The organism is Candidatus Zixiibacteriota bacterium, assembly GCA_040753875.1.
Classification (GTDB): Bacteria; Zixibacteria; MSB-5A5; order GN15; family FEB-12; genus DATKJY01.
In genome coordinates this window covers 120060-141714 of sequence record JBFMDV010000025.1, presented here as the reverse complement: position 1 = coordinate 141714, position 21655 = coordinate 120060, and the positions used below count along the sequence as shown (strand labels likewise).

The following is a 21655-nucleotide window of genomic DNA, read 5'->3' as shown; positions in this document are numbered from 1 at the left end:
TAACAGCACGGTGGTTCAATGGGTATGAGAAACGACCTGTGGTTTGCGGACCGCAGGTCTTAGGAAATGAAACTGGTCTGGGACGATTTCTTGGAGGCGGTCTTTCGTGGGGAAGTACGGACCTCACGGAACTTGTTTCTAAGAGTTATTCGACTGCCGGAGCGAACGAATGACTCTTTCTCTTCCGAGAATATGGCTTTGAGGTCGTCGGCAAGAGCATCCTTACGGGACATGTACTGGTCGTGCCATTCAAGAATCTTGTGCAGACGCATTACACCATTCTGAACGCGCGTGAGCTTGAACGCGTACTCGAGACACTGATTGAGTACGTATAGCGGGTGACCTGCGTTCTTTGGGGACTCGAAGAAATCGTCGGTCGATCTCCAGAACGAGACTTTACGCGCCTTCGAGAAGGAGTCCGTCTTTGTCCTTATCCATTCGATTTCGTCTGGACTTTCAAACAGGCCGACCTTGTCAAGGCCGAGGTTTCGGAGAAGAAGGTCGATATGTGCATGAAGCTTGAGGAGAGTTAGCGACTTTCCATTTCCCACAAAAGCGTTCAATTTGACTAGTGCCGACAAGACATTGCGGTACTCGCCAGTTGGGACAAGTGACAGACGCTTAACGCTGTCTGCGTAGTACTGGTCTGCGATTTCAAACCCTACGAACTCACGACCTCGTGTCTTGGCCACTTTGCAGAGAGTTCCGCTACCAGAAAAGGGATCAAGACACAAGTCCCCAGCACATGTCGCTGAAGACACTATACGATCGGATACTTCTTCAGGAAATACAGCAATATGAGATGTCTGTTCGAGGGAACCGTAGGCGACGCGATCTACTTCCCATACATTCCCCGGATTACGGCCAAACAGATTGTTACGTGGGTCGAGCTCGCGAGACCTCTCGCGGATAGGGAAAACGTCGAAATGACACTCAGCTCCCGGTTTGACCCACCACAAAATCGTCTCATGTTTGTTTGTGAACTTTTGCTTGAAAGACATCCCCCCAAAGTAACGCCAAATAATCCGATCCTTCAGTTTGAACCCAGCGTTTGTAAAGCAATGGAAAGTCAGATGGTCAATAGGGTAAATGAAGTTATCATCGAAGCTCGTGTAACCAGTTTGCCAAAAGAGACTTCCCCCAGGTCGCAAGACGCGGTACATCTCATCAACAACGCTTGATATAAACTCAAGGTACTCACGCTTCTCAAGAGAATCATTGTACCCGTTGTAGTCGCGGCCAATGTTGTAAGGAGGGCTTGTGTGAATGGCCGACACCGTATGAGATTCCAACTTCGGAAGGCCTTCTAGGCAGTTGGTGTGGTGGATCCGGTTAGTTTCAATCATTTAATTCGGTCCCTTAGCATCCTTGCGAGAAGTGGGAGGATCTTCTTGAAATTGCCACTTGATGCGCCTCCAGTGACTTGAACGCCACCCAGTGAAGCCGGAAGATATGTAATTAGCGAATGATAGCTAAAGGCTATGTTCTTATAGAACTCACCCTTGTGTCTGGACAAATATGACTTCCAATGCGCTAGCCAGGGCTCGTCGGCCCAATTCACATGATCGCGCTTGGCAAGGTCGTGTGGAATTGATTCAATGTAGCTGGGGTGTTCAAAAAAGAAGAACAGACAGCCGTAGAAAATGTGCTTAATGTGGCCCTGAAGGTTATTCTTTCCTTCGAAACGATCGACTATCTCCCGAGCTACACTGGACTTGACCTCTCCGCAGTACGTCAAGAACTCCACAATCGTCGGCCAGGGGGCTGGAAGCGGAGTGTAGTCCCCATACTCATCTGGTAATACAGCCGACTTACTGGTCTTGGTAGCACGCTTGCGCCGTATGACATGTTTCTGTAGCTCTGTGGAGAATAGCTGCACAGCGACGTCAAAGTCTGGATCGCTTTCGAAGGACTGCTTCTGCGTCCTTGCCGCTCGAACGACCGTGTCTTTCGTTACGTCGATCATGGCGTTGAAGTTCTCAAAGGAGACCGCCAGAGCGTTCGCCTTGATTTGGTCTACGACTTCTATGATCGGATCTGAATCGGCGCCGTCAGTGAACGTCATGATCTCCACATTGCTCTGAAATGCTGCCGCCGAGAGATTCGCAGATCCAAAGTAGGCGCGCTTTTTTGTAACGCCGACGTATATTTTGGCGTGCAAATTCGACACGATGAAAAGTGACGGCACTACGTTACTCTCTCTTAATCCTTCGAGGAAACCACGCATTTCAGTCAAGTCGCCGTAGCCAGTGACCCAATCGTAGATATTGGCTCTCAGCACGATATCTACTTGACTGGGCTTGGCCAAGTGTTGTTCGACAAGCCTTAGGCCATCTCTTGAAAAGAACGGCGTGCATAAAAACTCTGACATGCTGCCGTCCAATGCCTTCCGTAGTGTGTTCTCACTAGCCAGCTCGATCTTGATCATCTTCCCCTCCCGGGCTATCCGTCAGTTTCCTATACGTCCAAATTCCGCACGTACTGTGCGTTTTCCTGAATGAATGCCCGGCGGGGCTCGATCTCCGTCCCCATAAGTACCGTGAACAGGTTCTCGGCGGCCGCCCCTTCTTCGCACGATACCTGCAGAAGTGTCCGCACCTCAGGATCCATGGTGGTCCGCCAGAGTTGCTCCGGGTTCATTTCGCCCAACCCCTTGAAGCGCTGCACCGTAAGACCCTGGCTGGGCATTTTCTTCAGAAGTCTGTCGCGCTCTTCATCGGAATACGCAAACGCCTCGGACTTGCCGTGGCGAAGCCGAAAGAGCGGCGGCTGGGCGATGTAAATGCGCCCGAGATCGATCAGGCCGCGCATGTGGCGGAAGAAAAATGTGAGAAGCAACGTGCGGATATGGGAGCCATCGATATCGGCATCGGTCATGATGATGACCTTGTGATAGCGCACTTTTTCGGCATCGAAGTCATCGCCGATTCCACAGCCGAGAGCGGTAATAAGCGTGCGGATCTCCTCATTGGAGAGAACCTTGTCCAGGCGCGCCTTTTCAACATTGAGAATTTTCCCTTTGAGCGGGAGGATGGCTTGGAATCTGCGGTCGCGCCCCTGTTTGGCGGAGCCGCCGGCCGAGTCTCCCTCGACGATATATATTTCCGATGATTCCGGGTCGCGCGAACTGCAGTCGGCCAGTTTGCCAGGCAACGCAGCGGTATCCAGCGCGGTCTTGCGGCGCGTGAGTTCCTTGGCTTTTCGGGCCGCTTCGCGAGCCGTGGCCGCCAGCACCATCTTCTCAACGATCTTGCGCCCAACCGAGGGGTTCTCTTCGAAGAACTCTCCCAGACTCTCGTTGGTGACCGACTCCACCACGCCTCGTACTTCGGAGTTCCCCAGGCGGGTCTTGGTCTGACCCTCGAACTGCGGGTCGCGCACTTTGACGGAGACGACCGCGGTCAACCCCTCTTTGGCGTCGTCCCCTTGGAGCTGGATGTTCTCTTTCTTGAAGAGGTTATTTTTGGAGGCATAACTGTTGATGGTGCGGGTCAGCGCGGTGCGAAAACCGGTAAGATGGGTGCCCCCCTCGATAGTGTTGATGTTGTTGACGTACGAATAGACCGACTCGGAGTAGCCGTCGTTGTACTGCAAGGCGATTTCTACCTCGACATCCTCGCGGGTTTTCTGGAAATGGATCGGTTTGGTGAACAACACCGCTTTGTTTTCATTGAGGTGCTCGACAAACGCGGAGAGGCCCCCTTTGTATTTGAACGAGACCTCCTTGCCGACCCGGTGGTCGATCAGAATGATCTCCAGACCCCGATTGAGGAAGGCCAGTTCGCGAAGACGTGACGCCACAATATCAAACTTGAATTCGATCTTGGAGAAGATCTCGGAGTCCGGCAGGAAGCAGGTTTTGGTGCCAACCTTCTTGCTCGCGCCGACCTTGGCGGCCGGTTTCACCGGTACGCCGCGGCGGTATTCCTGTTTCCAGACGGCGCCATCGCGACATACCTCCACCCAGCACCATTCGGACAGGGCGTTCACTACCGAAACACCGACGCCGTGAAGGCCGCCGGAGACTTTGTAGCTTTCGTGGGTGAACTTGCCGCCGGCGTGCAGGGTGCACATCACGACCTCAAGCGCCGAGACTTTTTGCTGCGGGTGGATCTCGACCGGGATGCCGCGGCCGTTGTCGGTATTGGTGATCGAACCATCCTTGCCGATCTCGACGGTGATCGTGTCGCAATACCCGGCCAGCGCCTCGTCGACGGAGTTATCGACCACTTCGTACACCATGTGGTGCAGCCCGCGCTGACCGGTGTCGCCGATGTACATCGCCGGCCGATGGCGAACCGCTTCCAGGCCCTTCAGGACGGTGATACTGGAAGCATCGTAGTTGCCGTTGCCGCCGTTGGCTTTTGTCTTGTTGGTTGCCTCTTCGACTTCGGTCGCCATCTGTGTTATATTCCTTTCTCACTCCGCACCAGCCGCAAGGTTTTCACCACACGGCCGAACGGATAACTGTGGATCTTTTCCAACATGGCCTCGGTCTCCATGGAGAGGTTCTGCCGCCACGCTGCATCTTCGACCGCGACAAACAGTGTGCCGCTATCATACTTGAACGCGTGCGCGCGTCTGGCGATCGGTCCGGCAAACATCTCCGGCCACTTTGTCACCACCATCCAGCCGTGATAACTGTCGGCGATGCCGAGCGATCCGATGAGCGAATCGAGAGCGCCTGAAATCGGTTTTGGGGCGCGAACTGGACCTCCGGTCGATGGTCGTCTGTGCTTCATATTGTACAATTCCGTAACACTGAAAGATACCCAATTGTTGAAACAATTGCAAGCAAAAACCAAGTCATAACATGCTGCGGCACAGTATGTTATGGCCGGTATTGAGGTTTGTGATGGGATGATTTGCGGAGTGACGGAAATGGGGCAATAGTGGATGTCGATTGCCAACGATTCGGCGCGTCAAAAACGGGTGTGGCGGCAAATCGAACAATGCCAAGATGCCGCCACAATCACAAGTGAACCGTGAATTTTCGTAGAGCGATTATATTTCTTGAATACTCCCTGAACCGTACACGCGAGTCGCGACGTGCTCAGGTTCGCCGACATACCCGATGTCGCCGCTGCCATTGATAGTGCCGTCGAGCCCTTTCCTGGCGTGCACCTTAACATCACCGGAGCCATTAACCGTCACGGTGACATCTTCCGCAGTCAATTCTCGCGTGTCGATATCACCGGAGCCATCAAGTTCTATGTCGAGTTCATCGACATGTCCTTCGGCGGTGAGATTGCCGGAGCCGGCGAGCGTGAATTCGAAGCGCTCACCGGAGAGATTTTCAACGGAGATGTTTCCGGAACCTTCCGAAACGACACCTGCCAGACTTGGGATAGTGATCTCGATCTTGCAGTTGTGGCGTGTGCTGAAGGAACCGCGGGAGGTTATCCGAAGCGTTCCGCCGCGGACACGCGTTTTGACGTTATCGAGCAGGTTGTCGTCGATGGTGACGACCACGCTCTGCGGCTTGCCGACGACAATGTGCAGATCCACGCTGATCTGGGTCTGGATACGGGCAAACTCCCCCACGTCCCGTTCCTCGCTCTGCATTTTCCCGGAGCCCTTTTCCATCCGTCCGAACCAGTTACCGAAGTACTCATCGCCTCGAACGGGGGAGGCGGTTGACGACGCTATCGCCAGAGCCGCCAATACCAATACTGTCTTGCGCCAGTGCACAATCTCCTCCTGCGGATCTTTCTCTGTGACCTTAGGACTAATTACGGGTCCGTCTGCGCGAAAGTTTCACAAGTGGCCGCGGTCATTTGGTCAGGAGCATGGGGCCGATAAAAACGGTGAAGCTGTCCAGCGGCTCGGCGCAGAACAAGATGACTGTCTTGATGTGGTCCATCTGCATCGGCCGGCCAAGCGGCGCGTGGGCGACATCGGCAAGCGGGATTGCGACGTGGTTGAGACCATGATAAATATAGAAACTGCTGTTGAACCGGTCGCCATGCTCCTGGTTGTGGACCCAGTCGTTTATGCGGAGCGTGAGCTGCGCCGAATCCGAGCGGGGCAGAACGATGTCGAATGTAAGACTATCATAGCCGGTCCAATCGGGATAGACCTCGTCGATGTACATTTGTGGGTAGAGACTTTTGTGGAAGGACAGCCGCCCGACTTTGCCGTCACTATTGTTTTTCCAATATGCAGGTGGATCAACAACGGCGAGATCGGCGGTTTCAGTGCAAACGAAGTGTCGTCCCAAATAGGAATCGAATCGGTAGAGATATGGCGCCATCGAGTCACGCTTATCGTATGCCGCCGCCCAGATCGCCACGGGAACGAGGGGACTGAGGAGCAGGATGAACAGAGCGGTTCTCAGCATGGTCGATACTTTGCTTAGCGATAATCTGCGGACACGGAATAGCTTGCGGTCGTAGGTCATGGTGATGCCAAGTACGGCCACGGTGCCGATGATATCGCGTCCGACATCGTCGAGTCCGGCATCGCGCCCCGTGAAAATCTGGGCGTATTCAGTGCCGAAGCCAAATGCCACGGCCATGCCCGCCGCTATCACGTAGTGCCAATACCGCCGCTCGATATGCGGTTCGAGGAGCGTAAACGATAATCCGAGAAAGAAAAGTGAGACAGCGCCGAACAGCGGGGCGTGCCCGGCGTTGAAGAGCGCCTGAAGCAGCCGCGTGTTTTCCGGGATATTCAGAAACACCAGCGGGATCACCAGCGCTGCCGCGCCCGCGAGCATTACGAATGCTCGGAATCCCCTATTCTCCGACCATGGGGCGATCACCGGGCTATTATACGCTGATTGACGTCAAAAGGCACTTTGACAAATTAGCGAACTCGCCGTGTCGACCACCGTGACCGTGCTCAGCCGCTGGACCGCGGGGTGACCGATTTCAGTTTCTTTCGCCCCGGGTGTTTCGGCGACGGGATGAAGAAGTCCGGTCCCTCGCGGCGGCGCATCCGGACCGTGAGGTCCTGGCATCCCTGGCAGCGTCGAATCTTGCCCAGGGCCTCGATTTTGATACGTCGGCGCTTGGTATGAGTCGGCGCGAATACGGCGTGGTCGACAATCTCAAACCCTTTGACCGGGTCGTCTTCGTCGAGGAACTTCGCGCCGGCCACGATTGTATCGGTTCCCGGCTGATACAGCGTGGCGCCCGGGCAGTCTATGAGCACGAATCCTTCCTGATCGGTGTCGTCGCGGAACGGAAGGAAACTGGCGGCCTCGGTGTTGCAGGTCGGGCAGAGCCAGACGCCTCGTCGTTGTTCAAGGTCGTGGCCGCAATTTACACATGTAACAGGGCTGTTCATCGCCTATCTCCGGTTGTTGAATTCCTTTGAGCGATGATGATTGCGAGAGAACGGCCCAATCATCCGAAATGACGTAAGGTTGTGTCGGACAGAGGGAAGCTTGTTTCGACCGGCGTTTGCGTTTTGAGAATTATGGTTCAGTGTATGGACAGAAAAGGAAGGTGAAAGGGCTCAGGCCTTCACCAGGAGCATGAGCGAGCACAGCGTAACGGTGATCGGGAGGATAGTCGAAAAGGAATACGGCAGAACGAACGAAGCCAGAAGCGCCAGCACCACAGAAGGCACTACCAGATACTTGATCGCGAGCAGACTTATCTTAACCAGGCGATATAGGATGACCGCCCCGAGCACGCCGAGAACCACATAGGCGGCGTAGAGGCCATTCTGGCCGAATCGCTGCAGAATGTAATCCCGCGCCGATTCGAGGGCGCCGACATTCTGTTCTGCGAATTCAAATATGCTGCGCACGATCGCAGCGGCGTGTTCAAGCATTCCCGCCCTCTTCGAGCGGTTCAATGGTCAGCGAGGATTCGCCGACGCGGGTGAGGCCGATCATCCGCCTGGTGAGGAAATTCTGGGTTGTAATCCACTGGTGGGACACTTCGAGTATCTCCTGCTGGTCGACATCCGTCTCCCAGTCCATAATGAGCTGGTCGATCTTCCGGTTGTCCACTTCAACGTCGTCCATAGTAAGTACGAACTTGACCTTCATAATACTCATCCCAGCCTGAATAGTTTGGTCCTGTCAGACGGGGATAATTGCAACGGGGATGCCATAGAGGACGGTGTTCTCTCCCGGCAACTGTTACTCGTTGTGCAGCAAGGAACTCCGAGAGGAAACTGTGCAGGGGTTGCTCAAAGGGAAATTGATTCCCTGGGTTAGTCCGAGGCAAAGGGAGACACAAGTATGGGAGCGACGCCACAGGGTATGGTCTAAGACGAAACCCGGCGGCATAACTTGCCGCCGGGTCGTTCGTACTGCGGATATATGGTTGGCGCCATCACCGGCGCCGGGTCACTCTTAAATTGGCTGAACTGTTTGCTCCGATAGGATGATAGGTAAGCGTGCCGATCGGAGACATACCTGTCTGAGCCAACAGGCGGGGTCGTTTCCCTGACCCAGTTCGGCCCTGGGCGTGCAACTCGAGTGGAGGTTCCGCGCCCCAATCCATGTTTACACTTGTCTTCACTGACGCCGACGAGGACTGTACTCGACGTGTGGCCAGCAAGACCAATTTGCCATAGTTGTTCCTCCGTTCTTTAGGGCTATACGTCCACGTATAACACTGAAGGGTGAAGGATGGGGACTTAGGGAATGTTCCGTTTTCAGGTCTGCGCTGAGTCGGCCACCCGTGAGGGAGGGGGCCGGCGCGGTATTATTCGTAGTGACCCTTCTCATATAAACAATACGCTATTGATGGTCCGGTGTCAAGGGGAAAAATGGAGTCAGTCCATCTACTCGGTGGCAGAGGACTGCATCAGAAATCAAGGCCGGCGGAGAAGTAGAGGCGGTCACTCTCATTTTCCGCCCGCCCGTAGCCGAGTTCCACCGGCCCAAGCGGGGAATCGAATGCCAGAGATACTCCGAGGCCGTGACGAAGATTACGGAGCTTGATATCATCGGTGATAGTGTACACTTCACCGAGATCGTACTGAGCCGTCGCATAGAACCGCAACGGCAGCGCCAGTCTCAATTCCTGGTTGACCAGGATCATTTTGTCGCCGGAGAGGCGATCGGTGCGATAGCCCGCAAACGAGCGCTGCCCGCCGACATAGAATCGTTCAGACGGCGGCAGGCCGTCGCGAGACCAGCCAAGTGCGAATCGCGGATGATAGTTGAGCCGGGCAGAAATCGGGAAATAGGCTTCCACAGACCAATGCAGCCGGGTGTACTGGGCCTCGCCGCCAAGGAACTTCACCGCGGCTTCGAGTTCAAACTGATGCTTCTTGCCTGACTCGGGAAACGGCCAGCGGTCGAGTGTCTCGACCAACGACTCAAGGGAGAAGCTGGTCCGTTGCCAGTGACTCTCGACCGCGGGATCGCCGCTGACATACGACACCTGCTCACGCAGAAAGCGACCCGTTACCGTACCCAGGCGGGCTATCTGCTGTCCGAAGCGAAGGAAGCCGCCGAAGCGTTTTTCCGTGCGCATGCCCTGCTCGTTGCCTTCGACGTCGTACATCACTCGCACCAGGCGGGTGCCGTAGAGCCGAACCTGTCCGGTGAGATAGGTGGCAAATATGCGGTTGGCTTTCAGTTCGCCGAACAGTTCGCGCCGACGGTCGCTGTACCGACCATGCATTTGATATTCGACGCCCATCCCCAGCCAGTTGTCGTTGAGCAGCTCGGCGAATTCCTCGGATTTGTACTCGTCATGCCAGTGCCAGCCCAACCGGACCTGCGAGTAGTTTTTCTCGTCGACGGTGATGGTCATAACAGCGCTGTCGCCGGCCGGTTGCAGATCAAAACCAACCCGGTCAAACAGGTCGGTGCCATAGATATCGGCAATCCCCCGTGCCGCGGCGCCGGTGGAATACGGCTTGCCGGCCTTGAGAGGAAGGTACGAGCGGACAAACCAGTCGCGCGTGTGTCTGTTCTGCTTTACCACGATTCGCCGGATGATCGCTTCATCGATCTCGACTCGCACCAGGCTGCTGTCGTGAACGACCTCGGGGTGTTTGATGTTCGCCAGATCATGACCGTCGCGGCGGTAATGGTCGATGATGCGCATCAGTCCCGACCGAAGGACCGGGGGCGACAATGCGGTATCCGGAAGCTGCATAATGGACAGAAGTTCGTTTTCGGTGAAACTGCTGATCCCTTGGAACTGAAATCGTACCTTGCTCGCAGGCAGACATGGGTAGGCATCGATGTGAAGCTTGGCTGCTCGTGCTTCCGACCGGCTGTTCGATTCGCCTTGAAACGGTTGATCAAACCAGGCGCGGATCTCAAACAGGCCGTACTGCCGAGTGATGCTTTTGAGGGAGTCGGCCAACTCCTGCCGGTTGAAACGAAGTCCGACAAAATGTTGTGCAATCGCGTTGGAGTCGACCGCTGCGCGCGATGAGAGCGTAATGCCATTCACCACAAGACGGCCGCCTTCCTGCATTGCCTTACTCAGCACAATGATACTGTCGGCTGCGAGAAGTCCGGCCTGATAGCCGCCATCGATGATGCTCTCCTTTTCAGCGAAACTTGTTGAGGTGTAATTGTCAGTTACCGGCTGCAGGACGAAGTCTGCCATGTGCAACTGCGCGCGTAATTGGTCGGCTACCATGATGGTGGTGACCTGGTTGGCGATATCGACCGGCGTGCTCAATTCTTCCTTGGGCAGGAGGGGGCTGGTGGTATTGACCGCCACAACGAGGGGGACAGAGTCACACATCTGACGGACAATCTCGACTGGAATCGGCATCACCATGCCGCCATCCATAAGCAGTTGGTGGTCACGGTCGAGACCGGTAAAGGCCAATGGAAACGCCATGGTCGCGCGCATGGCTTCGGCCAGCGAGCCCTGAGACAGGACGACCATGTTGCCGCTGGCTACGTCGGTAGTAACAGCTTTGAACGGGATACGAAACCGTCCGAAATCGCCGCCGGCGCGATAGGTGGCGGGAAGAGTCAGTTCAGCAAGGAGCGACGTGAGCTTCTGTCCGGCGGTCAGTCCCTGTGGAATGTGCGGGCGGAGTCCTCGAAAGCGGATGGACAGGAGATGTCGGTCCCGTTCCTGACGCTGGGTGAGGAACATGGTGGAGCGAGCCGGCTCGTTGGTGAAGAGGCTGTTGAAATCCGTTTGCCGCATGATGCGCCGGAGGTCGTCGGGCGAATAGCCGCACGCGTAGAGGCCCCCGATGACGCCGCCCATCGATGTTCCCGCGACGGCCGCAACGCGAATCCCTTTTTCTTCGAATGCCTTCAGGACTCCGATGGAGGCCAGGCCGCGCGCTCCGCCACCCGACAGAGCCAACAACACAGGATAGGTCCGCCGGTCGTCGGCAGGATCAGGGCCATCGACCCCTCCTATTCGCAGGGTGTCGGCACCCATCGCGGCGCCGTGCGCGAACAGCACCATGACCAGCAGAAACACACGATATTTAACTTGCCCGAAACGGCACCGCACTGAATGATTGACTCGCACAACAGGTTTAAGGTACATCGTGTCACTGACCCGAACAGAACTCAAAGATATTGCATCGCTGTTGACGAAAAAAGGTAGAAAACTGAAACATCAGTTTTTGGCGGAGGGCGTTCGGTTGCTCGAAGAGGCAGACCGGCACAACTACCGGCCATTGGTAGTCTACTGGTCGGAGTCAATGCTCTCGGAGCGCGGTCGTGCGCTGGTGACACGTCTCAGAGGGCAGAAGATACCGTTGCAGGAGCTCCCGGCTCGGCAGCTGGCGGCGATTGCGGATTCCAGAAGTCCGCAGGGGATTGTCGGGCGGTTTTCGGTACCGGGCATGCATTTGACCGAACTCCTGGCCCGGCGCACGCGTAGTGTTCTTGTGTGCGAGAATATCAGCGATCCGGGGAATCTGGGAACGTTGTTCCGGTCGGCGCTGGCATTTGGTTTTGACGACGTTATTCTGGCCGGGAACTGCGCCGAGCCGTGGTCGCCCAAGGTGGCCCGAGCTTCGGCAGGTGCATTGTTTGGCCTGAACCTGGCGGTTGACTCAACAGATCAGATTCTTGGCGCCATGCAGCAACACCGGTTTGTAATCGTGGCCGCCGATATTGGTGGCTCAATGGATCTAGACCGCCTGCAGGCCGACCTGCCCGACGCACCTGTCGCTGTAGCGATAGGTTCGGAAGCTGAGGGGTTGTCGGACGCACTGCTGCACACCGCCACACTGCGCGTCAGAGTTGAGCATTCACCGAAAGTGGAATCACTCAACGCGGCGGTGGCGGGGTCTATCCTCATGAGAGAGATTTATCATCGGAATCGGGGTTAAACACATGAAGAGATCACTTTTGGTTTGGTCAGGATTGGTATTCGCAATCGTAATGGCCGGTACGGCATGCGGGCAGGAAATAACCGAGAAGGAACCGGGGCTGTATGTCACACGCGAGATTCGCGCCAATGTGACTATGGGTCCGCATAAGCGGCTGGTGATCCGTTCGGCGATCCGACTGAGCGGCTCGCTGAACATCACGACGGAGAAGTCCAACTCCGTCACGCTGGCCTATACCAAGCGGGCACGAGCCGACAGCAAAGCCAAGGGGATCGACTATATCGACCTGATAGCGGTATCACTCGACCAGATGGCGGATCACACGCGGCTGGAGATGCGGGCGCCCAATCCGGCCCCGTGGGACAAGGAGGACGAGGCTGGAATAGTTGTCGCGGATCTCGTGGTGCCGACTGACGCCGTGGTGGGGATCGATGCCTCCGGTTTCGACGTGTCCGCGGTCGGGCCGCTGCACTCGCTGGTGGTCCAGCCGTCGCTGGGAAAGGTTGAGGCGCACAAGGTGACCGCTAAACTGGATGTTACCACCGCCAACCAGCGCATTCTGCTTGAGGAGATTGCCGGTGATATCTCGGCTGCCACTACCAATGCGTCGATAGTTGCCACCAATATCGCTTGCCCTGGCAACGCCGCCCGATTTCGCAACGAAGGGGGCGACATCAAAATCACCGGTTTGACAGGGGCGGTGAACGCCAAGAACAGTTATGGACGGATCGATCTGAACGATTTTCGACCGCAGGGAGAACCAAGTTTCGTGCGTGGCAATTCCGCGCCCGTGATCGTTGAGATACGTTCCATGCGCGACGGCCGCCTGGTGATCACGAACCAGTTTGAGGATATCGAGGTGACCGTGCCGGACAGTATCTCGGCGAATTTTTCGCTGGCCGTCGACGAAGACGGCGCCATCGAAACCACCAACCTGAGATTCAAGACAGATCTGGTGGAGAAAGATCGTTTGAATCTGCGCACGGGCAACGGGGACGCCGAGATCAGCGGTTCGATCCGGGGGAAGGGGAGAATATATGTGCGGGGAGTAAAGGCGGATTGATGAAGACAAGTTTCAGCATTTTCCTGGCGGCGATTGTGGGGCACGGTGTGCTTCTGACCCAATCAACACAGGGACAGACGGTGAAACGCATCGCGCAACCGGAAGGTGTATTTTATTACCAGCCGGCGGCCAGCGTGTTTGGGTCGGAAGCAGTCTGGGTGAATCCGGCCGGGTTGGGACGATTCAACAGTTCCAGCATGCAGGTGATGGCCGACTATTTCGACGGCGATGTGGCGCGAAGCTGGGGCTGGGTGGTGCAGGCGGACCGGCTGTCGACTGCCTTCCGATATCTCGACGATCAATTCGGCGGGAATTTCAAGGAATGGGTGTTTGCGGGCGGGATGCCAGTTGGAGGGATGTTCAACCTCGGCCTGTCGTACCGATATTTCCCCGACGGCCCGGGTTCGTACGATGGGCAGCACAACTGGACGATTGGCGCACAGGGAAATACTCGAGGCGTAATCTCCTGGGCCGCGGTCTACTCCAATCTGAATCGAAGCAAAGTGAACGGCGAGCGAACCGAGACGGAACAGCGCTATTCGCTGGCGTATCGCACGTGGCAGGATCGTCTGACGCTCGCCGTCGACGCGTTTCTTTCCACCAAGACGCAGTTCAACAATGCGGATTTCGTGTATCATGCCGAATTGTCCCCGCGCGCCGGTCTGTATGTGAATGGCTTTGTCGATTCCGATCGAGGCTGGCAGATCGGTCTGCGGGTAAACATCCTGCGTCAGTTCGCGGGTTTCAAGAGCCGCTTTTCACGTGGTGGTGATGGGCGCGGCACAACCGCTTTCATTGGGACGACGCATTTGATGCAACCGTCGCTGATCACCCGGCCGCAGCGTCCCCTTGCCATTAGTCTTGCTGGTGAGCTACCGGAAAACCCGCCCCGCCCCGTATTTGGGCGATCGACGATACCGTTTATCTCGCTTGTGAGAACTCTCTACCGAGCGGCCGATGATCCCTCGGTCAGCGCGCTTCAAGTCTCGGTTGGACCCTATGCCGGCGGATTCGCCAAAACTCAGGAGATCAGGGAGGCGCTCCAGCGCGCCCGCCAGAAGGGGAAACGGGTAATTTGTCACCTCAGTGAACCCGGCAACTTGTCCTATTATCTGGCTTGTGCCGCTGATTCGATTCTGATAAGTCCAGTCAGCCGACTGAATCTGGTCGGACTACGCACTGAGCTCACGTTTTATGGCGGGACTCTTGAAAAGCTGGGGGCCAGGATCGATATGGTCCGCATTGGTGATTATAAGAGCGCTGCCGAGATCTACACGCGTTCAGCTGCCACAGAAGAGAACCGGGAGCAAGTCAATCGCCTCCTCGATGACGTGTACGACCAGTTTGTGGCCGGAATCGCTCAAGGGCGCGGCCTGAGCGAAGATTCGGTCAGGAGTATTATAGACCATGGGCCGTTTACGTCTGTCGATGCTCTGACGGCCGGCCTGGTGGATGGCTTATGCTATCCGGATGAGTTCAAGTCCGCAGCCGGTTCGAAAGCTCGAATGCAATCGCTCGGACAGTATATGGCCGACACGGTGATGTCTGACCGATGGGAGAAGCAGCCATCGCTGGCGGTCGTGGTTGCTGAAGGAGAGATCACTTCCGACGGCGGCGACATCTCGCCCTTTGGGCGTGCCGGAGATGTGACACCGACACCGATGCGTCAGGCACTGGAGCAGGCTGTCGCTGATTCCCGGGTGAAAGGTATAATTCTTCGCGTAGATTCGCCGGGGGGCTCGGCTCTGGCATCTGACGAGATCCTTCATTCGATCGCCAAAGCTGCCACGAAGAAACCGCTGGTGGTCTCGATGGGGAATGTTGCGGCCTCCGGGGGATACTATGTGGCGTTGTCCGGGAGACACCTGTTCGCCGACCATGGAACCATTACCGGCTCCGTGGGCATTTATGGCGGTAAAGCGGACTTGTCCGGGCTGTACCAGAAAATCGCTCTCGGCAAAGAGCTGTACACCAGAGGGAGATTTGCCGGCATGATGAGTACGGTTCGCCCATTCACGGATGAGGAGCGGTCGAAGTATTACAGTCAGCTAAAGGCCTTCTACGACCATTTTGTGAGTCTGGTGGCTGAGAATAGGTCGCTGCCGTCCGATTCGGTTGACAAGCTGGGACAGGGACGTGTCTGGTCGGGAAGTGAAGCGCTATCGGCCGGTTTAATAGATGAAATTGGCGGCATCAAGAAGGCAGCGGACTTTCTCAACGAGCGGCTTGGGCTTGGGGATGCGTACACGGTCGAGGTGTATCCTCGTCGTCGGCCATTAGTGATGCTGCCGGCCGCACCGTTGGTAGGGGCTGTAGTACGAGTGTTCACGGGACGGAATCCAGTTGAGCAATTGGCCGACATTGCCGACTTGCCTGCCGAGGGAATGTTGCTGGCCCGTTTGCCGTTTGATATCACCATTGAATAGCTCGTGGTGGTCATCAACGCAAAAACCCGCCGAGAGGGCGGGTTTTCGCAAGGTGTTGTGAACTCTGGTTAGTTACCGGCTGCCAGACTGACGTAATCCTGTTTCCAACCGGAGCGCTGGAACACGCGGACCACCGGGGTTTCCGGAGGCAGCTTGTTCGGGTCGTCCAGGTCCGTATCATAGGACCAGACACGGTTCGGGGGGCGGTAGTAGGCCGTTGCGCCCCATGGGCCGATAGCCTGCACCGATGCCCACAGGTTAATTGCCGAGCCGCTCCAGGTGAAGTTCTTGCCCTTCCAGTCTTCGAGGAATCTGGGCAGGTTCTCGAAACCGCCGCTATAATACGTGGCATCCGTCTCCACGTTGCCGGTCAGGTACGAGCAGTTGACGGTTGTCGCAGTGGCAATTCGTGTGGTGTAATTCACATCCGCGCTTCTGGCGTCGTTCCAGGCGCCTGACAAATAAGTCAGCGCGTCTGCCATGATCGAGGCCGGCTTTTTGTTGACGCTGTTGAAGTTACCCAGCGTATACACGGGGTTCGCGCTGGCGATAGTCAGAGCATCGCCGAGTTCAGAACCGTTCTTGATACGCAAGGCAGGCCATTCGCTCGCCGAGGCGATGTCGTCGGAGAAATAGATCACGCCGTTGCTCGGTACGAATGCGGGGTTGTTATACAGGGCCTGGATGTCGAGCTCGGTGGCATCTACCTTCTTGTTTTCACGCTTATCCGTGAACTTGTCGGCCGAATATGAAATGATTCCTGCCGCTTGCATGCCCGCAGTGACGTCGGTCCATAGTCCGGCAATCTTCTGGTATGCTACGCCATTGATGATCTTCAGCGTCGCCTTGTTTTCGTACGAATCGGGGTTACTGGTGGCCGGTTCTATCAGCTTATGAGGGTCGCTTGATCCGGTCAACGGGACGTTCAGCTCAGTCATGCCATGGGCCTGATCCTGCACGCGACCGTTCCAGCGGCTGACGGACGCATCGTACCAGTTGGTATCGTTGGCGTCGAGCCACTCTGAGCCGTCTTTCATCGACACGTATGTGCCCGCGGCGTTCTTTATCAAAACGTCACCCGTGCTGACTCCTCCGGGTCCCTTTCTACCGTGCAGGATATCTCCTGAGGCGGTCACGTAGCTGTCCATACGCAGGCTGACGCCGGATTGCAGCCACATGTTGCCGTTGGAGTGTACCCGTCCGATCAAGGACATGGCAGGGCCCGGAGCGATCTCCAGATCGTTGCCGTAAAACACGGCGAACTGAAACAGCGGTATCAACGCCGTCTCGAACGACTGGGACATCACCACGCGGGCGGCGTCGGTGGGATTCTCGCCGGTCGATGTTATCGTGAACGACTTAATAAGGGCGTGAAGTCCCGCCAGTGTGCCGGTTGTCAGTACGTCAACAACTGCTGGTCCATCATCGACCGCCGAATACGACACGGAGCAGTTGTTAACTTCTTCGGTTCCCACCGGTAGTGTCGTGGGGGGTGCGCCGGTAGTCTCAAACTCGACCTGTAGAGCGGCCGCAGCTTTTTCCAGGCCGGCTTCGGCGGCGTAGAAGGCGCGCGTCTCCTGCAGCTGGTTGCCTGAGATAGCCACTTCGTCGTCGGAAGTCGTCAAGGCGGCCAGACCAATAAGCGTCAGCATGCCGATCATGATGAGCGCCACCAGGGCGGCGATGCCGTTCTCTGTTCGAAGTACATGTCGTTTCATGGCGATATATCCTGCCTTTACACCCCAAGATTGCGCAGAGCTACCGACGAGGTGTAGGTTCGATAGCGATAATTGTCATGTCCTTCACGGTCGACCTCCGGATTGCGGGATCGTCCGGTAACGGTAATATCGATTTGTCGTATGTCCTCAAGTACCGGCGGGAGGTCCACTATCATGCCGTTGGTTAACCGGTAGCGGAACTGCAGGTCACTGATGTTCTCGGCGTACACCTGCGCCGGCTGCCCAAGAAGCTGCATCATGAGACACGGGCGGCTGGCATCGGTGGTGCTGTCGATGAAGAACTTCGCCTGAGTTACCGAGAGAATGACGGCGTCCTGGCTGTAGGCTTTCGACAGCGTCATCGTATTGTGCTGCAGATGATTGGACCCCGGCTGGACGTGCGTGATTTCGAAGAACTCGCCACCGCCTGAATCAGGCTCAAAAATGTACACCCACTGACCTGCGGAGAAACAGGAAACGTCGGTGGCGCACTTGAGCTCGGACGACGGCTGTGGCATGGCTGCGGACAGATAGGTGTCACAACCTTCGTTGGCGTAGGCCAGCGTGATCGTGTCCGGATCGGTATTCGCTGCCACCAGATAAGCCATCCCCTGAGGCAGTTCGTACCCGGCCATTCGGATCTGCCGTTGCAGCTCATCGATCGAAGCTCTGGCGGCCTGCTGGATCTCCGTGATATCGTCCTGCACAATGTAGTTCTTATGCTGTGTGATGTAGGTACCGAATAACGCGGTCGTCACCAGCCCGGTCAGTATCAGGGCGATCAGCACCTCGGCAAGCGAGAAGCCCCTGTTGTTCCGTATACTGTTAATGCGCGTTGTCATGGTTACACCAACTCCCCTCCGGCACATGCTTAACTGCCTGCTTGATTAAGGTTACGAAGCGCCACCGATGACTCATATGTCCGGTAGCGATAATCATCGGCATCCACATCGCCCACGCCCGTATGACGTGATCGCCCGGTGACGGCGATAAGGATCTCGCGGACGTCGCTCAAGAGAATCGGTTGGTCGACGACCGTCCCATTGGTGATGCGATACCGGAACTGTATGTCCGAAATATTCTCGGCAAACACCTGCGGCGACAGCGACAGACTTTGCACCATCAGTTGGGGGTTGCTGTCGTTGTCCGCGGTGATAAAGAACTGCACCCGGTCCAGGATGATGACCAGCGCGTCTTTGGCATAGGCCTCCGAGAACGGGCTGCCCGTATGCTGCAGGCGTTTGGTGCCGACGTCGACGTAGCTAATCTGGAAAAACTCGCCGCCGCCTGAGTCAGGGTGATAGATATATGCCCATTGACCATCGACGAAACACGAGACGTCGTCATTGGTCTCAAGGTCCGACGACGTGCTGGCCATGTCTACTGACAATGCCGCCTGGCACGTACCGACACGATAGGTGACGGCGATGGTGTCCGGTGTCCCGTTCCCATCCCCCGGCTCAAAGGGCGAGACACCTTGCGGCAGACCAAAACCGGCCATGCGAATCTGCCGCGTGAGCTGGTCGATAGTTGCACGGGCGCTTTGCTGAATCTCGCTTATATCGTCCTGGATTACATAACTCCGGTGCTGCGTGATGTACGTCTGGAAGATCGCGGCGGTCACCATGCCTGTCAGGACGAGCGCCACCAGCACTTCCAGGATGCTGGTACCGCGCTGATTTGCAAGAGGATTAGTCGATCTGTTCATGATATCACCTACACTGAATCTGTCTTGATGAAGGCGGTCATGGTATTGGACTTGGTACGGCTGCGTACGTCCTGCCATTGAACCTGTACATCGACCCTCCGCAAATGGCTCCCCACGTTGGTCACGGTCCAACTCCGAGCGATACCGTCGGCGCTGTCCGAACCGTCCACCAGCGCAGCCGTGCTGCGCAACTCTTCGAGTTTCTCCTGAAGCATCTGGGTGGCCAGCGTGGTCTTGTTGGACCAGTCGTTGCCATCCAGAGCCACCATGGCCATATCCAACAGGAGCAAGAGCGAGATGCTCAGGATAATCATGGCCACCATCACTTCCAGAAGCGTGATTCCAGCCTCGGACCCTATATGTCTGATCTTCATAGTGGCAATCCTTCCGTTTGCCGAACAAGTATGTAACCACCGTGCCGTCAGCAGGTCCCGAATTGGTCGGGATCGGAACTGGCAGTATCTCGTTGCGGAGTATTGGATTGGGCGCTATGGATCGTTGCGGGGAACCCCCCGTAGGGCCGTTTCTGGTGTGATGGGGCTACGGACACGAACCATCCCTACCCACAGACTATGGGATGCCCGCCATACCCCTTAGCTGAGATCCGACGCTTGATCTGACGGCTATGTGGCGTTCTGAGATATGACAAGGGGCCGACGCAGTCACGCCGACCCCGCAGATCAATCAGCATTGTGATTTCATTCGTTGGTAGTGTACGCGACGTCCTGCTGCATCCAGCCGCCGCGGCGGAACACCAATATCTTTGGTGCGTCAGGCGGTTGTTTGGCAGGATCATCCAAGTCGATGTCATAAATCCAGTTTCGAGTGGGGGGCTCATAATAATCGAGACTCCAGTCCCCCTTGGCCTGCATGGATTGCCACAGGTTGACCATCGAACCGCAGATGGAGGCAGTCCTGGCGTCCCCCCAGTACTCGAGAAAACGGGGAAGATTGGCCAGTCCGCCATTGTATTTGCCTGGGCCGAGGTAGGTGTCGCCGGTGATGAATGACGCGTTCACAGTGGTGGAGACCGCCTGTCGGTTACTCTTGGACTGCGTGCTCTTGGCATCGTCCCAGTTGGCCGAGAGGATGGTGAGTGCGTCGGTGAGGATCGCCGCCGGTTTCTTGTCACTCGTATTGAAATTCCCCACGGTATACACTGGATTCTCGCTGGCAATGGTCAGTCCGGCTCCAAGCGATGTCGCGTTCTTCAGGCGCAAGGCGGGCCATTCACTGGAAGCGGCGATATCATCGGAGAAATACAGCACGCCGTTGTCGGGACCATAGCCGTTGCTGTAGAGCTTGGTGACGTCCAGGTCGCACACGTCGACATATTTCTTATCGCGACTGTCATAGAACTTGTCGGTGGTGGCTGTGATGATCCCTTTCGTGGTCATATCAGCGGTGACGTCGACCCAGGTGCCGGCGACAAACTTCAAGGCCTGACCGTTGATGATCTTAAGCGTAGCCTTGTTTTCGTATGAGTCCGGATTGCCTGTCGCTCGCTCGATCAGTTTGTGCGGCTCCCCTTTGTTGGTCAGGGGAACATTGAGTTTTTCCTGGCCGAATGCTTTGTCCTGCACCTGGCCCCCCCAACGGGTCGCTGCTTTGGAGTACCATTCGGTATCGTTGGCGTCAAGCCAGGTGCCGCCGACCTTCATGCTCTGGTAGAGACCGACGCGGTCTTTGATGGCCACATCGCCGTTGACACCCGGGTAGAGACCGTACTTGTACCCGTGATAGATATTGCCGGCCGAACTCAGGTAGCTATCGAGGTATAGCCCATTGGAGGATTGCAGGCAGATATCGCCGTTGGCATGGACCCGCCCATTGATGGTCATCTTCTCGGCAGGGGAGGTCCAGAGCTCGTCGTCGTAGAACACGGCGAACTGGAAGATGGGGACCTGGGCCGCCTCGAATCGCTGAACTAACACGGTCCGGGCACGATCAACATCGCTTGTGGCATCTGATGTTATGGTATACTCCTTCACCAGAGCATGCAGGCCGGACAGGTTGCCGCTGGTCAGTGTCTTCTGTACGGCAGGGCCATTATCTACAGTGGTATATGATACGACACTTTCATTGATGCTGTCCGAGCCGCTCGGCAGAGTAGTGGGTGGAAAGCCCGTGAGTTCGTATTCGGTTTGCACCGCTGCGGTCGCGGTCTCAAGGCCGGCCTCGGCGGCATAAAACGCCCGGGTATCTCGAAACTGGTTGCCGGCTACTTGTACCTCGTCGTCGGAGGTTGACAGGGCGGCCAGACCTATCAAGGTAAGCATCCCGACCATGAGCAGCGCCATGACGGCGGCCATGCCGGACTGATCTGACGATCCCTTAGGCCGGCGACAGAGATCCATCGGGTAGCTATTGCGTGACATAGACTGCTCCTCAGGTATTGTGTTCGCCACGATACGGCGTGCCGGGATAGTGGAGAGTCGCGCTGGCAGCCCCCGGCATTCAATTCATATAGTATTCATATCGGTAAAACTTTCATGGACAA

18 protein-coding genes are annotated in these 21655 nt (G+C 56.4%); 3 read left to right on the top strand and 15 right to left on the bottom strand.

The features are described from left to right. Positions 1 to 59: 59 nt before the first annotated feature. The 10 genes from AB1644_09610 to AB1644_09565 all read right to left on the bottom strand — a co-directional run bounded on the left by AB1644_09610 (position 60) and on the right by AB1644_09565 (position 11378). Positions 60 to 1346 carry a DNA methyltransferase gene (locus AB1644_09610; GenBank protein MEW6051299.1) on the bottom strand — a complete coding sequence of 429 codons (1287 nt, stop codon included), beginning with the start codon at positions 1344 to 1346 and terminating at the stop codon, positions 60 to 62. Further along, positions 1343 to 2428: a phospholipase D-like domain-containing protein gene (locus tag AB1644_09605; protein ID MEW6051298.1), complete on the bottom strand. Its 1086-nt coding sequence runs from the start codon at positions 2426 to 2428 to the stop codon at positions 1343 to 1345. The genes AB1644_09610 and AB1644_09605 overlap by 4 nt, the downstream gene beginning before the upstream one ends. A 29-nt stretch (positions 2429 to 2457) precedes the next feature. Next, positions 2458 to 4401: a DNA topoisomerase (ATP-hydrolyzing) subunit B gene (gene gyrB / locus AB1644_09600; GenBank protein MEW6051297.1), complete on the bottom strand. Its 1944-nt coding sequence runs from the start codon at positions 4399 to 4401 to the stop codon at positions 2458 to 2460. Positions 4402 to 4406: 5 nt separating this feature from the next. Next, complete coding sequence (locus AB1644_09595) at positions 4407 to 4742, bottom strand: DUF721 domain-containing protein (protein MEW6051296.1); 336 nt, start codon at positions 4740 to 4742, stop codon at positions 4407 to 4409. Between the two features lie 262 nt (positions 4743 to 5004). Next, on the bottom strand, positions 5005 to 5691 hold the full coding sequence (locus AB1644_09590; protein ID MEW6051295.1) for a head GIN domain-containing protein: 687 nt from the start codon (positions 5689 to 5691) through the stop codon (positions 5005 to 5007). 82 nt (positions 5692 to 5773) lie between these two features. Next, positions 5774 to 6718, bottom strand: coding sequence for a VanZ family protein (locus tag AB1644_09585; protein ID MEW6051294.1), 945 nt, complete (start codon positions 6716 to 6718; stop codon positions 5774 to 5776). Positions 6719 to 6843: 125 nt separating this feature from the next. Continuing rightward, on the bottom strand, positions 6844 to 7290 hold the full coding sequence (locus AB1644_09580) for a hypothetical protein (GenBank protein ID MEW6051293.1): 447 nt from the start codon (positions 7288 to 7290) through the stop codon (positions 6844 to 6846). Positions 7291 to 7461: 171 nt separating this feature from the next. Then, positions 7462 to 7782, bottom strand: coding sequence for a hypothetical protein (locus AB1644_09575; GenBank protein MEW6051292.1), 321 nt, complete (start codon positions 7780 to 7782; stop codon positions 7462 to 7464). After that, positions 7775 to 8002, bottom strand: a complete 228-nt coding sequence (locus tag AB1644_09570; protein MEW6051291.1) for a hypothetical protein — start codon at positions 8000 to 8002, stop codon at positions 7775 to 7777. The genes AB1644_09575 and AB1644_09570 overlap by 8 nt, the downstream gene beginning before the upstream one ends. Before the next feature lie 766 nt (positions 8003 to 8768). Then, complete coding sequence (locus AB1644_09565; GenBank protein ID MEW6051290.1) at positions 8769 to 11378, bottom strand: patatin-like phospholipase family protein; 2610 nt, start codon at positions 11376 to 11378, stop codon at positions 8769 to 8771. A 70-nt stretch (positions 11379 to 11448) separates the two neighbouring features. Here AB1644_09565 and AB1644_09560 point away from each other — a divergent pair, with 70 nt between their 5' ends. From AB1644_09560 to sppA, 3 genes are read left to right on the top strand one after another with little or no spacing between them, the layout of a single operon-like run. Continuing rightward, complete coding sequence (locus tag AB1644_09560) at positions 11449 to 12240, top strand: RNA methyltransferase (GenBank protein ID MEW6051289.1); 792 nt, start codon at positions 11449 to 11451, stop codon at positions 12238 to 12240. Positions 12241 to 12244: 4 nt separating this feature from the next. Continuing rightward, positions 12245 to 13303 (top strand): hypothetical protein, encoded by a 1059-nt coding sequence (locus tag AB1644_09555; protein ID MEW6051288.1) that lies wholly within the window; start codon positions 12245 to 12247, stop codon positions 13301 to 13303. Continuing rightward, positions 13303 to 15729: a signal peptide peptidase SppA gene (gene sppA / locus AB1644_09550; protein ID MEW6051287.1), complete on the top strand. Its 2427-nt coding sequence runs from the start codon at positions 13303 to 13305 to the stop codon at positions 15727 to 15729. Before AB1644_09555 ends, sppA begins: the two co-directional genes overlap by 1 nt. A gap of 68 nt (positions 15730 to 15797) precedes the next feature. Here the strand turns inward: sppA and AB1644_09545 are convergent, their stop codons facing one another. The 5 genes from AB1644_09545 to AB1644_09525 all read right to left on the bottom strand — a co-directional run bounded on the left by AB1644_09545 (position 15798) and on the right by AB1644_09525 (position 21533). Then, positions 15798 to 17447, bottom strand: coding sequence for a PilX N-terminal domain-containing pilus assembly protein (locus tag AB1644_09545; GenBank protein ID MEW6051286.1), 1650 nt, complete (start codon positions 17445 to 17447; stop codon positions 15798 to 15800). A 17-nt stretch (positions 17448 to 17464) separates the two neighbouring features. Beyond that, positions 17465 to 18289: a prepilin-type N-terminal cleavage/methylation domain-containing protein gene (locus AB1644_09540; protein ID MEW6051285.1), complete on the bottom strand. Its 825-nt coding sequence runs from the start codon at positions 18287 to 18289 to the stop codon at positions 17465 to 17467. A gap of 29 nt (positions 18290 to 18318) precedes the next feature. Next, positions 18319 to 19155 (bottom strand): hypothetical protein, encoded by an 837-nt coding sequence (locus tag AB1644_09535; GenBank protein ID MEW6051284.1) that lies wholly within the window; start codon positions 19153 to 19155, stop codon positions 18319 to 18321. Between the two features lie 8 nt (positions 19156 to 19163). After that, on the bottom strand, positions 19164 to 19529 hold the full coding sequence (locus tag AB1644_09530) for a prepilin-type N-terminal cleavage/methylation domain-containing protein (protein ID MEW6051283.1): 366 nt from the start codon (positions 19527 to 19529) through the stop codon (positions 19164 to 19166). 324 nt (positions 19530 to 19853) lie between these two features. After that, positions 19854 to 21533, bottom strand: a complete 1680-nt coding sequence (locus AB1644_09525; protein ID MEW6051282.1) for a PilX N-terminal domain-containing pilus assembly protein — start codon at positions 21531 to 21533, stop codon at positions 19854 to 19856. Between the last annotated feature and the right edge of the window lie 122 nt (positions 21534 to 21655).